Origin of the sequence: Streptomyces sp. FXJ1.172 (genome assembly GCF_001636945.3) — a bacterium.
Taxonomy (GTDB): domain Bacteria; phylum Actinomycetota; class Actinomycetes; order Streptomycetales; family Streptomycetaceae; genus Streptomyces.
In genome coordinates this window covers 8,643,777-8,659,938 of record NZ_CP119133.2, presented here as the reverse complement: position 1 = coordinate 8,659,938, position 16,162 = coordinate 8,643,777, and the positions used below count along the sequence as shown (strand labels likewise).

Annotated in this window: 12 protein-coding genes; 5 read left to right on the top strand and 7 right to left on the bottom strand. The window is 70.7% G+C overall.

Translation table 11 applies throughout. From position 1 onward, the window contains the following. Positions 1 to 16: 16 nt before the first annotated feature. Both A6P39_RS39165 and betA read right to left on the bottom strand, forming a co-directional pair. The gene (locus tag A6P39_RS39165; protein ID WP_067051510.1) at positions 17 to 1,486 is read right to left on the bottom strand and encodes an aldehyde dehydrogenase family protein; all 1,470 of its coding nucleotides are present in this window, start codon (positions 1,484 to 1,486) and stop codon (positions 17 to 19) included. 211 nt (positions 1,487 to 1,697) lie between these two features. Continuing rightward, positions 1,698 to 3,368 carry a choline dehydrogenase gene (gene betA / locus A6P39_RS39160; RefSeq protein ID WP_067051508.1) on the bottom strand — a complete coding sequence of 557 codons (1,671 nt, stop codon included), beginning with the start codon at positions 3,366 to 3,368 and terminating at the stop codon, positions 1,698 to 1,700. 152 nt (positions 3,369 to 3,520) lie between these two features. Here betA and A6P39_RS39155 point away from each other — a divergent pair, with 152 nt between their 5' ends. Beyond that, entirely contained in the window at positions 3,521 to 4,318 is a 798-nt protein-coding gene (locus A6P39_RS39155; RefSeq protein WP_067051506.1) for an IclR family transcriptional regulator, read from the top strand. Positions 4,319 to 4,392: 74 nt separating this feature from the next. Here A6P39_RS39155 and A6P39_RS39150 read toward each other — a convergent pair whose 3' ends face one another. The 5 genes from A6P39_RS39150 to A6P39_RS39130 all read right to left on the bottom strand — a co-directional run bounded on the left by A6P39_RS39150 (position 4,393) and on the right by A6P39_RS39130 (position 9,093). After that, positions 4,393 to 5,526 (bottom strand): aromatic ring-hydroxylating oxygenase subunit alpha, encoded by a 1,134-nt coding sequence (locus tag A6P39_RS39150; protein WP_067051504.1) that lies wholly within the window; start codon positions 5,524 to 5,526, stop codon positions 4,393 to 4,395. Positions 5,527 to 5,586: 60 nt separating this feature from the next. Beyond that, positions 5,587 to 6,756, bottom strand: a complete 1,170-nt coding sequence (locus tag A6P39_RS39145) for an NAD(P)/FAD-dependent oxidoreductase (protein ID WP_067051575.1) — start codon at positions 6,754 to 6,756, stop codon at positions 5,587 to 5,589. Beyond that, complete coding sequence (locus A6P39_RS39140) at positions 6,753 to 7,115, bottom strand: bifunctional 3-phenylpropionate/cinnamic acid dioxygenase ferredoxin subunit (protein WP_067051502.1); 363 nt, start codon at positions 7,113 to 7,115, stop codon at positions 6,753 to 6,755. Before A6P39_RS39140 ends, A6P39_RS39145 begins: the two co-directional genes overlap by 4 nt. Before the next feature lie 260 nt (positions 7,116 to 7,375). Then, positions 7,376 to 8,008, bottom strand: a complete 633-nt coding sequence (locus A6P39_RS39135; protein ID WP_067051498.1) for an MBL fold metallo-hydrolase — start codon at positions 8,006 to 8,008, stop codon at positions 7,376 to 7,378. Beyond that, positions 8,008 to 9,093 carry an S-(hydroxymethyl)mycothiol dehydrogenase gene (locus A6P39_RS39130; protein ID WP_067051496.1) on the bottom strand — a complete coding sequence of 362 codons (1,086 nt, stop codon included), beginning with the start codon at positions 9,091 to 9,093 and terminating at the stop codon, positions 8,008 to 8,010. The genes A6P39_RS39135 and A6P39_RS39130 overlap by 1 nt, the downstream gene beginning before the upstream one ends. A gap of 220 nt (positions 9,094 to 9,313) precedes the next feature. On the opposite strand from A6P39_RS39130, the gene A6P39_RS39125 reads away from it, so the two are divergent. The 4 genes from A6P39_RS39125 to A6P39_RS39110 all read left to right on the top strand — a co-directional run bounded on the left by A6P39_RS39125 (position 9,314) and on the right by A6P39_RS39110 (position 16,073). Further along, a complete protein-coding gene (locus tag A6P39_RS39125; RefSeq protein WP_159396130.1) occupies positions 9,314 to 10,705 on the top strand; it encodes a hypothetical protein in 1,392 nt (463 codons plus the stop codon). 222 nt (positions 10,706 to 10,927) lie between these two features. Then, a complete protein-coding gene (locus A6P39_RS39120) occupies positions 10,928 to 12,313 on the top strand; it encodes a glycoside hydrolase family 43 protein (RefSeq protein ID WP_067051491.1) in 1,386 nt (461 codons plus the stop codon). Positions 12,314 to 12,369: 56 nt separating this feature from the next. Further along, positions 12,370 to 13,116 (top strand): hypothetical protein, encoded by a 747-nt coding sequence (locus A6P39_RS39115; protein ID WP_067051489.1) that lies wholly within the window; start codon positions 12,370 to 12,372, stop codon positions 13,114 to 13,116. Positions 13,117 to 13,517: 401 nt separating this feature from the next. Next, on the top strand, positions 13,518 to 16,073 hold the full coding sequence (locus A6P39_RS39110) for a transglycosylase domain-containing protein (RefSeq protein ID WP_275883947.1): 2,556 nt from the start codon (positions 13,518 to 13,520) through the stop codon (positions 16,071 to 16,073). The last annotated feature ends 89 nt before the right edge of the window (positions 16,074 to 16,162 follow it).

The following is a 16,162-nucleotide window of genomic DNA, read 5'->3' as shown; positions in this document are numbered from 1 at the left end:
GACCTCTTTTCGGCGTTCAGCCGCGGAACCAGTGCTGCGGCCGGGGTTGGATGTTCTGCCAGACGTGCTTGGGCTCCCGGTATTCGTCGAGGCCGGTCGGCCCCAGCTCACGGCCCACGCCGGAGTGCCCGAAACCACCCCACTCCGCTTGCGGCACATAGGGGTGGTAGTCGTTGATCCACACGGTGCCGTGGCGCAGCCGGCGGGCGACCCGCTGGGCCCTGCCCGCGTCCTGGGTCCAGACGGCACCGGCGAGGCCGTACTCCGTGTCGTTGGCGATGCGGACGGCGTCCTCCTCGTCACGGAAGCGCTCGACGGTCAGCACGGGTCCGAAGGACTCCTCGTGCACCACGCGCATGTCCTGCCGGCATTCGTCCAGGACGGTCGGCGGGTAGTAGAAGCCGCCTGCCAGCGCCGGGTCGTCGGGGCGCCGGCCGCCGCAGCGCAGCACGGCACCCTCGGCGAGGCCGGCCGCGACGTACGCCTCGACCTTCTCCCGGTGCTGCGCGGAGATCAGCGGTCCGGTCTCGGCCCGGGGGTCGAAGGGCCCGCCCAGGCGGATGAGCCGGGCACGGCGTACGACCTCGTCCACGAAGGCGTCGTGCAGGCTGTCCTCGACGATCAGACGGGCGCCCGCCGAGCAGACCTGCCCGGAGTGCAGGAAGACGGCGGTGAGCGCGAAGTCGACGGCGGTGGCGAAGTCGGCGTCGGCGAAGACCACGTTCGGGTTCTTGCCGCCGAGTTCCAGGGCGACCTTCTTCACCGTCGCCGCGGCGGTGGCCATGATGTGCCGCCCGGTCTGCAGGCCTCCGGTGAAGGACACCATGTCGACGGCCGGGTCCTCGGCGAGCGGCGCGCCCGCCTCGGCTCCGGCGCCCAGGACGAGATTGGCGGCGCCGGCCGGAAGCCCGGCCTCCTCCAGCGCCTTCATCAGCAGGATCGAGGTGGAGGGCGTCAGCTCGCTGGGCTTGAGGACGAGGGTGTTGCCGGCGAGGAGGGCCGGGGCGACCTTCCAGGAGGCCTGCAGCAGCGGGTAGTTCCAGGGGGTGATCAGGCCGCAGACGCCGACGGGCTCGTAGGTGACCCGGCTGAGCGCGTCGTCGCGGCCGGTGTCGACCACCCGGCCGGCGCCGGTGCCGGCGATGCCGCCGTAGTAGCGCAGGCAGGAGACGACGTCGGCGATGTCGTACTCGCTCTCGACCAGGCGCTTGCCGGTGTCGAGGGATTCGGCGCGGGCGAACTCCCCGGCGTCGCGCTCGAGGATGTCGGCGGTGCGCAGCAGCAGTGCGCCGCGCTCACGCTCGGGGGTGCGGGGCCAGGGGCCGTCGTCGAAGGCGCGCCGGGCCGCGGCGATCGCCGTCCCGGTGTCGGGGCGGGTGGCCTCCGAGACCTTCGCGACGAGCGTGCCGTCCGCGGGGCAGCGGATCTCCCGCTGGCCGCCGGCCACCGGATCACGCCATTGTCCGTCCACATACAGATCTGCCATGCGCCGCGCCCTTCGAGCAGAATTCGTTGCGCATTGTGCATTGCATTGCTTGTGGTGGAACACCCTGGCCGAATGGGCCGACACCCGTCAAGGGGTCGGCCGATCCCGGTTTCAGGCGTTCAGCTTCGCCCGCCGCACGGGGCCGGCGACGGCTGCGTACACGGTCCCCGGGCGCCGCGAGCAGCGCCCGCAGGTCCTCTGCGCCCACCGGCTACCCGGCGTGCTTCCGGGCGTCGCGGTGCCGGTGGTACGCGGCCTTGGAGGGCGGCAGCGGCTCGTTTCCGAGCACGATGTCGGCCGCCTTCTCGGCGGTCATCATCACCGGGGCGTAGATGTTTCCGTTGGTGACGTACGGCATCACCGACGCGTCCACCACGCGCAGCCCCTCCAGTCCGTGCACCCGCATGCTCAGCGGGTCGACGACGGCCATCTCGTCGATGCCCATCTTGCAGGTGCAGGAGGGGTGCAGGGCGGTCTCGCCCTCCCTGGCGACCCAGGCGAGGATCTCCTCGTCGGTGTCCACGGCGGGTCCCGGCGAGATCTCGCCGCCGTTGTAGGGGGCGAGCGCCGGCTGGTTGAGGATCCTGCGGGCGACGCGGATCGCCTCGACCCATTCCCTGCGGTCCTGCTCGGTGGAGAGGTAGTTGAAGCGCAGTGCGGGCTTCTGCCGCGGGTCCCGGCTCCTGATCTTCACCGATCCGACGGCGTCGGAGTACATGGGCCCGACGTGCACCTGGTAGCCGTGGCCGCCGGCCGGCGAGGAGCCGTCGTAGCGGACGGCGACCGGCAGGAAGTGGAACATCAGGTTGGGATAGTCCACGTCCTCGTTGCTGCGGGCGAACCCGCCCGCCTCGAAGTGGTTGGTGGCCGCGGGCCCCTTCCCGAACAGCCACTGCAGACCGATGAAGGGGGCACGCCACTTCGCCATGTACGGCTGCATGGACACGGGCTGCTTGCAGGCGTACTGGACGTACACCTCCAGGTGGTCCTGCAGGTTCTCACCGACGCCCGGCAGGTCCTGGACGACGTCGATGCCGAGGGCGGACAGCTCGGTGGCGTTGCCGACCCCGGAGAGCTGCAGCAGCTGCGGGGAGTTGATCGCGCCGCCGCACAGGATGACCTCGCCGGCGCGGACCTGCTGGGGTGCGCCCTTGCCGCGCCGGTACTCGACACCGACCGCCCGCCTGCCCTCGAAGAGCACCCGGGTGACGAGTGCCCGCGTCCTCACGGTGAGGTTCGGCCGCTTCATCGCGGGCTTGAGGTACGCCTTCGAGGCCGAGAGCCGGCGCCCGCGGTGGACATTGCGGTCGAACTTGGCGAAGCCCTCCTGCCGGTAGCCGTTGACGTCGTCGGTGGGGGCGTAACCCGCTTCCTGGGTGGCCTCCAGGAAGGCCGTGAAGAGCGGATTCGTGGCCGGTCCGCGTTCGAGGACCAGCGGGCCGTCATGACCGCGGAACTCGTCGTCGGGGTCGGCCGCCAGGCAGTTCTCCATCCGGCGGAAGTAGGGCAGGCAGTGGGCGTAGTCCCAGGTCTCCATGCCGGGGTCGGCGGCCCAGCGCTCGTAGTCCATGGGGTTGCCGCGCTGGAAGATCATGCCGTTGATGCTGCTGGAGCCGCCGAGCACCTTGCCACGGGCGTGGTAGATGCGCCGGCCCCCCATGTGGGGTTCGGGCTCGGACTCGTACTTCCAGTCGTAGAAGCGGCTGCCTATGGGATAGGTCAGCGCCGCGGGCATGTGGATGAAGACGTCCCAGGGGTAGTCGGAGCGGCCCGCTTCCAGGACGAGCACACGGTTCCCGGGGTCGGCCGAGAGCCGGCTCGCCAGTGCGCTGCCGGCCGATCCACCGCCGACGATGACGAAGTCGTAGTGCAGGGGAGCCATGGTGCCTCACCTTCGCTCGCGCCGTCGATACGCGCGGCATGCTAGTACGGGTATCGCTATGCGCACCAGGTTGCGAACAACGCAACTTGTAAGATCTGTGTTCACTCCGCGTTACTTGCAGGAGCGTTGTTTACTGCGCGTATAGTTCCGCTATGAGCAACTACAGTCCGGATACCGAAACCAGCGGGTCGCAGTCCGGCGGAGTGCAGTCCGTCGACCGGGCCATCAGCGTCCTCGAGATCCTGGCCCAGCGCGGCGAGGCGGGCGTGAGCGAGGTGGCCGCCGAGATCGACGTGCACAAGTCGACCGCCTTCCGGCTGCTCGGTGCCCTGGAGGCGCGCGGCCTCGTGGAGCAGTCGGGCGAGCGGGGCAAGTACGCCCTCGGTTTCGGCATCGTCCGCCTGGCGGGCGCCGTCACGGGGCGTATCGACATCACCCAGCAGGGCCGGCCGGTGTGCGAGCGACTGGCCGAGGGGATCGGCGAGACGGTCAACATCGCCGTGATGCAGGAGCACTACGCGATCAACCTCTACCAGGTGCGCGGCCAGGCCGCCGTCACGGCGCACAACTGGGTCGGCCAGCTGACCCCGCTGCACGCCACCTCCAGCGGCAAGATCATGCTGGCCCATCTGCCCGCCAAGGAGCGCGCCGCGCTGCTGGCGGAGGCCGGCCTGAAGAAGCTGACCCCGCACACGATCTCCGCGAAGGCCAGGCTGGAGAAGAACCTCGCCGAGGCCCGCGAGCGCGGTTACGCCTGGACGCTGGAGGAACTGGAGATCGGGCTGCACGCCATGGCCGCGCCGATCCGGGACCGGGAGGGCCGGGTCATCGCGTCCATCAGCGCCTCCGGACCCGCCTACCGGTTCACCGAGGAGCGGATGCACGAGCTGGCTCCGGTGCTGGTCAAGGGCGCGGAGGAGATCAGCCACCGGATGGGGTACCTGGGCTGAGCCCACGCAGCACGACCGCCGCACGGCCCGCGTACGCCGCTCACGCGGGCCAGGGGCGGCAGCCCTCCTTCGCATCACTCCGGCCGACGCGTACCGAGTCGTTCGTTCACCCACGTGTGGAAGGCTCCGATGTGGTGTTCGCTGGGCACGAGCACTCCGCCCTTGGCGTACAGCCGTGAAGCCATCCCCGGCTGGGTGCGCTCGCAGGCGTCGAAGTCCTGGCGGTTGACCCGGTCGAACAGTTCCACGGACCGGCTGACGTCCTTGCCGCTGTCCACCACGTGCGGCAGATAGAGCCAGTCGCACTCCACCACCGTGCGGTCGTGCGCCGTCGGGTACATACGGTGGAAGATGACATGGTCCGGCACCAGGTTGATGAACACCTGCGGTTTTACGGTGATCGCGTAGTACCGGCGGTCCTGGTCCTCGGCGACTGACGGGATGCGGTCGAGCCCTTCGGAGCCGTCCACGGTGAAGCCCCGGACGTCCGCGCCGAACTCGGCGCCGTGGCCGACGTAGTACTGAGCCGCGTAGCCGTCCGCGAACTCCGGGAGCACCTCGGTGAGTTCGGGGTGGATCGTGGCGCAGTGGTAGCACTCCATGAAGTTCTCGACGATGAGCTTCCAGTTCGCCTTCACGTCGTAGACGATCCGCTTGCCCACCGAGAGGTTCGCGATGTCGTAGTGCTCGATCGACTCCACGTCGCCGAGGCGGCTGACGACCTCGCCGATCACGTCCTCCTCGAAGGAGGGCGGGTTCTCCGCCAGGCACACCCAGACATAGCCGAGCCATTCCCGCACGGCGACGCTCACGAGGCCGTACTCGGTGCGGCCGACGTCGGGCATCTTGGTGAGGTTGGGCGCCGCGACGAGCTTGCCGTCCAGGTCGTACGTCCAGGCGTGGTACGGGCACTGGAAGGCGCGCTTGACCTCGCCGGCCCCGTCGGTGCAGAGCCTGGCTCCGCGGTGCCGGCAGACATTGAAGTAGGCGCGGATCGAGGTGTCCCGGGCGCGGGTGACGAGGATGCTCTCGCGGCCCACGTCGACGGTGCGGAAGGCGCCCGGTTTCGCCAGGTCGGACGAGCGCGCGACGCAGAACCACATCGCCTCGAAGATGTGCTCCTGTTCCTGGGCGAAGATGCCGGGGTCCGTGTAGGCGGAGCCGGGGAGGGTGGCGATCAGGCTGTCCGGCAGGCTGGTCGAGGTCACGGTGCACTCCTCGGGAAACGTCGTGGCGTCGGTACGTCGGTACGTCGGTCCGTGGACACGTCAGGACCCGGTCGCCGCGGAGGCGAGCTGCTTGCGCCAGCGGGTGAACAGTCGTGGCTGGTTCATGCCGAGCACGGCGACCGGCCGGCCCGCCCGCCGGTAGACCGCGAGGAAGCTGCGTTCGCCGGCGGAGCCCTCCTCGACCGTGACGCTGTCGGCCCCGGCGGCGTGGCCGGCGAACTGGATCCGCACGCCGTACTGGTCCGACCAGAAGTACGCGGGCCGGGGCACACCCGGCTGGGTGGCACCGCCCGAGAGCAGGGCGGCGACCGCGGCGTCCGGCCGCTCCAGCGCGCCGGTCCAGTGCTCGACCCTGCGGTGGGCCGCGGTGTGCGGGTCGTACCAGTTGGCGCAGTCGCCCACGGCGACGACGCCGGCCACGCTCGTGCGGCCGTCGGCCCCGCACGTCACGCCGTTGTCGAGCGCGAGGCCGGATCCCTCGAGCCAGTCGACACAGGGTCGCGCGCCCACGCCGACGACGACGGTGTCGGCGGCAACGGTGCGGCCGTCCTCCAGCAGGACGGCGTCGACCCGGTGCTCCCCGCTCAGCCCCTTGACGCCCACCCCGCACAGCAGGCGCACCCCGTGATCCGTGTGCAGGGCGGAGACGACCTCGCCCATGGCCCGGCCGAGCGGCCCGGCCAGCGGCGTCGGTGCCGCCTCGACGACAGTGACGTCCAGGCCGAGGGCGTACGCCGTGGAGGCGACCTCGGCGCCGATGAACCCGCCGCCGATCACCACCACCCGTCCGCCCCGGGCCAGTTCGTCCCGCAGGGCGCGGGCGTCGTCCAGCGTGCGCAGCACATGGACTCCGGCGAGGCCCTCGGTGCCGGGCAGGGTGCGGGCGGCGGCGCCGGTGGCGATGACCACGCCGTCGGCCTGGATCGCGCGGCCGTCGGCGAGCCGGATCGCCCGCCCGGTGCGGTCGAGTCCGGTGGCGCGGGTGCCGAGCAGCCACTCCGCCTCGAGGTCCTCCTCGTCCCGTTCCAGCGCCAGTTCGGCCTCGCCGATGGTGCCGGCCAGGAACTCCTTGGACAACGGCGGCCTGTCGTACGGGCGGTGCGGTTCCTCGCCGACGAGGACCAGGCGGCCGTCGTAGCCCCGCTTGCGCAGCGAACGCGCGGCCGACAGACCGGCCAGCGAGGCGCCTACGACGGCCACGGTCCTCACGCGGGGCCCCCGGCCAGGCGGGCGGCGATGCACGGCGGCAGGTTGGGCGCTTCCGTGGAGATCCGGACGTGGATCATGCCGTCCTCGACGACGACCTCGTGGGTGCGGACCGGCAGCTTGGCCGGGGGCGCGTCCACGGCTCCGGTCCTCAGGTCGAACTTCGAGGCGTGCAGGGGACATTCCACCTCGCAGCCCTCCAGCCAGCCGTCGGCGAGCGACGCATCCTGGTGGGTGCAGGTGTCGTCGATGGCGAACAGCTCGCCGTCGTCGGTGTGGAACACCGACACGGGCGGGTCGATGTCGAGCCGGTGGGCCTCGCCTCGCGGCAGATCCGCGAGACGGCACGCGGGAATCATCATGACACCTCGGTGCGTATAACGAAACGGATTGCGATGAGCGCAACGTCAGTCTGCTGGCGGCCCTGAAGCGTTGTCAAGGCGTCGGGAAGCCGGGTTGCGCCGGGTTCGACGGCGATTTCCGGGCATGCCGCAGCGCCTGCGAAAGCGCAGGTCAGCAAGGGGGAAACAGGCGCCTCGCGGGGCGCGCCGACGGCCCTGCCGCCGGTGCCGTACACGCAGGTCCGGCACCGCGGCGGGGCCGCTCGTCGGCGGCCGGACCGTCAGAAGCCGCGGTCGATCCACTCCTGGAGATGCGGTGCCTCGGCACCGACGGTGGTGGTCTCGCCGTGCCCGGTGTGCACGACGGTGCCGCCCGGCAGGGTCAGGAGGCGGTCCCTGATGGAACGGACGATGGCCGGGAAGTCGCTGTAGGACCGTCCCGTCGCCCCCGGCCCGCCGGCGAACAGCGTGTCGCCGCTGAAGAGCGCGGAGAGTCGCGGCGCGTACAGGCACACGGCCCCGGGTGTATGGCCCGGGGTGTGCAGCACGGTCAGTTCCACTCCCGCGACCGTGAGGGACTGCCCGTCGGCCGGCTCCGCGTCGGGCGCACGATCGGGATGGGTCTGCTTCCACAGCTCCAGATCGTCGGCGTGCAGCAGGACAGGCGCTCCGGTCCGGGCGGCGAGTTCGGGCGCGGCACCGATGTGGTCGTTGTGCGCGTGGGTGCACACGATCGCCCGCAGGGCGCGTCCGCCGAGGGCCCCGGCGATGGCGTCGGCGTCGTGAGCGGCGTCGATGACGACCGCCTCGGTGTCGTCACCCACGATCCACACGTTGTTGTCGACGTCCCAGGTACCGCCGTCCAGCGAGAACGTCCCGGAGGTGACGAGGCGTTCGATGCGGACACCGGCCATCACAGGACCACCACCGAGCGCAGCACGTCACCGCCGTGCATCCGCTCGAAGGCCTTCTCCACGTCGTCCAGCGCGATGGTCTCGGTGACGAAGGCGTCCAGGTCGAGGCGGCCCTGGAGGTAGAGGTCGATGAGCATCGGGAAGTCGCGGGAGGGCAGGCAGTCGCCGTACCAGGACGACTTCAGCGCCCCGCCCCGGCCGAAGACGTCGAGCAGCGGCAGGTCCAGCTTCATCTCGGGGGTGGGCACGCCGACCAGCACGACCGTCCCGGCGAGGTCGCGGGCGTAGAAGGCCTGCCGGTACGTCTCCGGGCGTCCGACCGCGTCGATGACGACATCGGCGCCGAAGCCTCCGGTCAGCTCGCGCACCGCGTCGACCGCGTCCGTCTGCCGGGAGTTGACGGTGTGGGTCGCGCCCAGCCTCGTCGCCGTGGCCAGTTTGCGGTCGTCGATGTCCACCGCGATGATCTTCGCCGCGCCCGCCAGGTTCGATCCGGCGATCGCCGCGGCTCCCACGCCGCCGCAGCCGATCACGGCGACGGTGTCGCCGCGTCCGACATTGCCCGTGTTGATGGCCGCGCCGATGCCGGCCATGACGCCACAGCCGAGCAGTCCGGCGGCGGCGGCAGAGGCGGTCCGGTCGACCTTCGTGCACTGCCCCGCCGCCACGAGCGTCTTCTCGGCGAAGGCACCGATACCCAGGGCCGGCGACAGTTCCGTGCCGTCGAGCAAGGTCATCTTCTGCTCGGCGTTGTGCGTGTTGAAGCAGTACCAGGGCCGCCCGCGCAGGCAGGCCCGGCACTGGCCGCACACGGCACGCCAGTTGAGGATCACGAAGTCGCCCGGTGCCACGTCCGTGACGCCCTCGCCCACCGCCTCCACCACGCCCGCCGCCTCGTGCCCCAGCAGGAACGGGAAGTCGTCGCTGATCCCGCCCTCGCGATAGTGCAGATCGGTGTGGCAGACCCCGCAGGCCTCGATCCTGACCAACGCCTCCCCCGGGCCGGGGTCGGGCACGACGATCGTCTCCAGGCTGACAGGGGCGCCCTTGCTCCGCGCGACGACGGCACGGACCTGCTGGGTCATGGCCACTCCTCTGCTCACAGCGAGGCAAGATGTTGCCTATTACGGCACGCATCTCGCGTTTCGCAACACAGCATCGCGGAGGCCGAAGCGGCGGTCAAGGATCGGAACTCCGGTACGTGCCGGAGTGCGCATCCCGGGCCGCAGCCGCAGGATGGGCACCGGGACGGTGGGCGCCGCGGGCCGCGCACCGCCGCACCGCCGCCGTCCGAGGGAGGCGTACGTGGAGTCCGGGCCGAAAGCCGTGGTCCTGCGGGATCTGTGGGACCGGCTGCCCGGCGGATCCCGCTCGGAATTCCTGCGCCGCTGCGCCGAGGCCGGCCGGTGGGCGCCGGAGACGCGGCCGACCCGCTGGGAGGCCATGCGACCGCTGGTCCTGTCCGAAGCGGAGTACTACCGGTTCACCGCGCTGGCGGCCGGAGTGCTGCGCTGCGCCCTGCTCGCCTGCCGGCGCAGAGCCGGGACCGCGGGCGAGCTGCACCGGGCCCTGGACGAGCAGTTCGACCTGCCGCTGCTGGACCCGTCGCAGCGCCTGTCCGCCGCCGCGCTGCTGCGCATGGCCCGACCCGACGCGCTCCTGGTCGGCGGCACGCCCTGGTTCGTCGAGCTGAACATCGGCCCCAACATCTACTGGATCCCCCGCCTCGAGGAGCGTGGGACGGCGTTCGCCCTGCGCTGGCCGGGCGGCACCCTCGCAGAGCCCCCGTCGACCTTGCGCGCCCGGGCGAACGCCCTGGCCCGGACCGTACCGGTGTCCGGCACCGGGCGCAGCAGAGCCCTCGTCCCGACCTGGCGCGCGACCTCGGGCCTCGCGGCGAAGCTGGAAGACCCGCGCGCGCTGCGCCGGTACCTGGAGCCGGCCGCGGAAGCCGCCAGGACGGCGGGCCTGGACGTGTCCGTCGCGGACCTGTCCGAGATGCGCGGCGGCACCGGAGGCGGGTTGTGGGCGGGCGGCGACCGCATCGACGTGGTCTTCAATCAGTTCGCCGGGCGCGTGGTGGCGGACCGGCGATCCATCGGCGTGCTGCGCGAGCAGGTCCTGGCCGGCACCGTGCGGCTGTTCGTCCCCGAAGCGTCGTGCCTGCTCAGCGCCAAGCAGGTCCTGGCCTGGATGCACGAGGACCTGGAGCTGTACGACCCGGCGGACCGTGAGCTGATCCTGCGGCATGTGCCGTGGACGACCTGGCTGGGGCCCCGGCAAAGCCCTGAGCAGCGCCGGGAGATCCTGGAACAGGCCGCGCGGGACCGGGTCCACCTGATCCTCAAGCCCTCCTCCGGGCGCGGAGGCGCGGGCTTCGTCGCCGGACACCAGGTCAGCGAGCGGCAGTGGCGGGAACTGCTGACGCGGGAGTCGAGCCGGCGGACTCTCGTCCTCCAGCGCCGGCTCGTGCCCGACACCACGTGGATGCCGTTCCGGAGCCTGGACGGTGTCCGCACAGCCGCCCGCGTCCCCTTGGTCCTGTCCCCGTTCCTTGTCGACAGAGGTCCCGCGGGGGCCCATGTCCGCCACCCGGGTCCCGAAGCGGATCCCTGCGGCGCCTCGCCCGTGAACGCCGCTGCCGGTGCCGTGTCCAACACGGTGCTGCTGCTCCCGGATGCGGAAGGTGCGGCCTGATGCCGCAGAGGCTGATCGCCGCGGCCCGGACGAACCGACCGGAGGCTGTTCGCCGCGGCCCGGACGAACCGGCCGTGTGCCGAAGCCGGACGACGGACACTTCTCGCACAGACGCCACACAAGTCCGGTCCAAGTGATTGACGCGCACATGACCCAGCCTTACCGTCTGACCGATCACCCGAACTCTGATCGATATGTCGAACGCGATGACTCGGAGTGCGCATGAACCCCCACCCCTCCCCCACCCGGCGCGCCTTCCTCGGCCTGGCCGCCGCCACTCCCCTGGCCATGACGGGCGCCCTGAGCCTGGGGGCCGGAACCGCCCACGCCGCCGACTCCGCCTATGCGATGGCGTACTTCACCGAGTCGCCCAACGGCACCGGCACCGACTACGGCCTCCACCTGGCCGTCAGCAGGGACTCGCTCAACTGGATGCCGCTCAACCAGAACAACCCGGTCGTCACCCCCACCGAGGGCGCACTCGGTCTGCGCGACCCGTTCATCCTGCGCAAGCAGGACGGCACCTTCGTCGTCCTCGCCACCGACCTGAAGGGCACCGACTGGAGCTATGTCAGCCAGTACGTCCATGTCTGGAACTCCACCGACCTGCACACCTTCACCGGCTACCACCGGCTCAAGGTGCACGACATGAACACCCATGCCTGGGCGCCGGAGGCGTTCTGGGACGCGGGGCGGGGCCGGTACGCCCTCATCTACTGCGCGGTCAACGGCAGCGGCCACAACGTGATCATGGTCAACTACACCACGGACTTCGTCACCGTCTCGGCCCCCCAGGTCTTCTTCGACCCGGGCTACGACGTGATCGACGGAGACATGGCCGTGGGCGTGAACGGCGTCAACTACCTCTATTTCAAGAAGGACCAGAAGCTGGTCGGCGCCCGCTCCACGAGCCTCGATCCCGGCAGCTTCACCGAGTTCAGCACACCCGTCGCCCACGGCGGCACCGAGGCGCCCACCCTGGTCAAGTCCCAGAATGCCGACACGTTCTTCCTCTGGGGTGACACCTACACGCCCAACGGCGTCTTCTACGCCTGGCAGACCGCCGACATGTCCTCGGGGACGTGGACCGCACTCGACCAGAAGACCTATACGCAGCCGGTGAACTCCAAACACTGCGGGATCACGCCCCTCAGCAGCACGGAGTACGACCGTCTCGTGGCCCGGTGGGGTGCCCCCGAATGGAACCGGCTCAAGTCCTACAACTATCCCGCCCGTTACGTCCGGCACTCCGACTTCGTCGGCCGCATCGACGAGTACCCCTTCGACCCGTACACCGACTCGCTGTGGAAGCTCGTGCCGGGGCTCGCCGACGGTTCCGGGGTGTCCTTCCAGTCGGTCAACTACCCGGGCCGCTACCTGCGGCACTACGCCTACCAGCTCCAACTCGACGTGAACGACGGCACGTCCACGTTCGCGGCGGACGCCACCTTTTACCGCACGGCGGGCCTCGCCGACGCGAGCTGGGCGTCCTTCCGGTCGTACAACCACCCCACCCGTTACATCCGCCACTCGGACTACGTCCTGCGGATCGATCCGGTCTCCACCGCCACCGACCAGCAGGACGCGACCTTCCACGTCAGCTACTGACCAGCGGGTCCGGCGGGCAGACGCATTCACTACGGCGTCTGACGGGCCACACACCCATGACACGGCTCGCCGCGGCGATCGCCGGTGCGGTGGCGGGCGGTCAGCACGACGACACCGACAAGATTCCCGGCGATTGCCCGCTCGTCGGCTCCCTGGAACTCGAGCCCGCCACCGAGGCGGAGCGCGACGCGACGGTGCAGGTGATGGGCGGCGCGGACTGGCGGCTGTGGACCGACGCCCTGGCCGGCCGCGGCCTGATCCGCGAAGGCTTCCACACCGTCGCGCTCTCCTACGTCGGCTCCGAACTGACCGCACCGGTCTACCGGGCCGGAACCATCGGAAGCGCCAAACAGCACCTCGAAGACACCGCACGTGACCTGCAGCAGAGCCTGACCCCGCTGGGCGGAGGGGCCCACACCGTCGTCGCGGGCGCGGCCGTGACGCAGGCCTCCACCGCCACCCCCTCCGTCGCGCTCTACACCAGCCTCCTCCATGCCGTCCTCGGCGACGGCTTCCACAGCACCGCCCAGCAGGCCACCAGGCTGTGTCAGCAACTCACCGGCGCGGCACCGCTCCAACTCGACGAGCAGCAGCGGATCCGTCTCGACAGCTGGGAACTGGACGACAAGGCCCAGGCCGCCGTCCACGAACGCCGGGCCACCGCCACGACCGACACGATCGCCGAACTCGCCGCCACCACCTGGTTCCGGACCCAGGTCGGCCGCCTCTACGGCTGGAACGTCCCCGGCATCGACTACGGCGCCCCGACCGAGACCACGGTCCCCTGGCCGACCACACTCTGATGCCCGCGGCGATCGTCCCCCTCTCCCCGGGACTCGACGGCACCCGGACGGGCGAGAGCATGGACACCAAGGCCGACGCCGACCCGTTCTTCATGGCACCGACGAGATGCGCGCGCAGCCATGCGCCCGCTCCCTGCGGTCGGCGTGCTCGCCACCGCCGCCGTGAGCCATGCCCGGCCTTCCTGTCCCTTCCGTGCGCGCAGCACGCCCGTCGCCGGGCGTTGCGGGACTTTGCCGAGGGGAGGTTGCTGGCGCGCGGCGGGCGCCGGTTAGCCTTACAGCTCGTAGGACAACTCCAGGTGTGTCAGTCCGCCCCAGGCCAGTCCTCCGTTGCGCAGCACTGCGGGGCGGGTCGGCTTCGCAATGGCGGGCTGCCTGTTCCTGGCTGAGGAGTGGCGAGCATGAGCGGACACCGGCGCAGGCCGTCCGAGGGGACCGGAGCGTCCCGGCCGGACGGCGTACGGGACGGCGGCCGTGCCGCGGCGCGCAGAGCGGCCCAGACCGGGGGCGCACGAGCGCGCCGCCAGGGCGCGGACGCGCCACGCGCGGATGCCCCGCGCAGCGGTCGGCGCGCACGCGCGGGCCGTGCGAGCGCGCCCAAGCGCGGCTTTCGGCGGTGGCTGCCCTCGTGGAAGCAGGTGCTGGGCACCTTCGTGGTGCTCTTCGGCGCCTTCGTCGGTCTGTTCTGGTACGCCTATGCGACGACGACGATCCCGAGTGCCAATCCCAGTACCCAGCAGCAGAGCAACACCTACTACTGGTCCGACGGCTCGGTGATGGCCACGCAGGGCTCGACCAACCGGCAGAACGTGGACCTGGCCCAGGTGCCGAAGCTGGTGCAGTGGGACTTCCTCGCCGCGGAGAACGCCACCTTCTACACCGATCCCGGCGTCGACACGCAGGGCATGCTCCGCGCCGTCTACCACATGGCCACCGGCGGCGAGGTGCAGTCCGGGTCCACCATCACCCAGCAGTTCGTGAAGAACACCTACCTCTCCCAGAACCAGTCGGTCACCCGCAAGCTCAGGGAGATCATGATCTCCCTGAAGATCGGTGGCCAGATGTCCAAGCAGCAGATCCTGCAGGGCTACCTCAACAGCTGCTACTACGGCCGCGACGCCTACGGCATCGAGGCCGCGGCCCGCGCCTACTACCACGAGCACGCCTCCGAACTGACCGTCAGCCAGGGCGCGTTCATCGCCGCCGCGGTCAACGAGCCGAGCCTGCTGATGCACGCCGACACCGACCCCCAGGCCAGGGCCCAGGCCCAGGCCCGCTGGAAGTACGTCCTGGACCGCATGGCCACCATCAACAAGATCAGCCAGGCGCAGGAGCAGCAGTACCTGGCCGCCGGTTTCCCCACGCCCAAGGCGTACACCCCCTCGGCGGGGATGTCCGGGCAGACCGGCTACCTGGTGGACACCGCGAAGAAGTACGTCCAGGCCCACTCCTCGCTCACCGACCAGCAGCTGGGCCACGGCGGCTACCAGATCTACACCACCTTCGACAAGAAGAAGGTGAACGCGCTGGCGGCGTCCGTCGCGGCGATGCAGAAGAAGCACCTCGACCCCGCCCGCCGCGCGGCCGACAAGGACGTCCAGGTCGGTGCCGCCTCGCTGGACCCGTCCAGCGGCGCGGTCGTGGCCCTGTACGGCGGGGCGGGCTGGGACAAGGGCCACTGGACCGACAACGCGGACGCCACCGGTGTGCCGGTCGGCTCCACCTTCAAGCCCCTGGACCTGGCGGCCGCCCTCGACCACGGCGCCGTGCTCTCCCCGGGCCAGGCGCCCCAGCCCATCACCCCCGACTCCAAGTTCGACGGCGACGACGGCATCACCGTCAAGGACCAGCAGGGCCGGCAGATGCCGGATCCCTCCGACCCCTCGGGCCTGCTCCACCAGCGCAACGACGTCCCCACGAAATGGGGTTACATCACCCTGCGCAAGGCCATGGAACAGTCCGTCAACACCCCCTACGTCCAGCTCGGCGAGTACGTCGGCTACGACAACGTGGAGGGCGAGGCCCTCAAGGCGGGCCTGCTGCGCAAGAGCCTGCAGTACGACACCCCCGGCTTCTACATCGGCACCTCCACCCCCTCCGCGATCCGCATGGCCGACGCGTACGCCACCTTCGACGACAACGGCGTCCAGCACGAGCCGTACTCGGTGACCAAGGTCATCGCCGGCGGCCAGCCACTGCCCGGCTTCGACAAACCCAAAGGCACCACGGCCATGCCCGCCTCCACCGTAGGCACCGTCACCGACGTCCTGCAGGGCGTCGTCAAGAGCGGAACGGGCACCAACGCGCAAGCCCTGAACCGCCCGGCGGCCGGCAAGACCGGCACCACCGACGACTACAAGTCCGCCTGGTTCATCGGCTACACCCCGCAACTGGTCACCTCCGTCGCCATGTTCAAGGAGGACCCGAAGAACTCCGGCCTGCAGTCGATGAAGGGCGTCGGCGGGTTCTCCAAGGTCTTCGGCGCCGACATGCCCACCGAGGTGTGGACCGCCTACATGACCGCCGCCCTCCAGGGACAGCCCGTCCAGCAGTTCCCGCCCGCACCCCCGCTCGGCCACGGCAGCAACGAACCCGGCGCCCCCCAGCCCACCCCCACCGCCACCCGCAGCACACCCACCCCCACCCGAGCACACCCGCCAAGCCCAGCCCCTCCACCGGAGCCTGCCGCCACCACAAGAAACAGTGCCCCGCCCCGAGCCCGACCGACACCACCGGCACCACCACCGGCACGACCGGCGGCACGACCGGCGGCGGACTCCTCGGCGGCACCACCGGCAACGGCGGCACCACCACCGGCACAACCGGCGGAGGCACCAACGGCGGAGGCACCAACGGCGGCGGCACCACCGGGGGCACCTCGCCCACACCCACGCGCCCCGGTCGGCACGGGTAAGGAGGCAGTAAACCTTGCAGGTCGTCGGGATGAATACGCCTGACCCGGCCCACAAATTCCTACAAGATGTAGTAGCTTTCTGACTGATCCGAGCCGCCGCGAGCGTTGTCCGAAACCTCACACTGCCTGCAT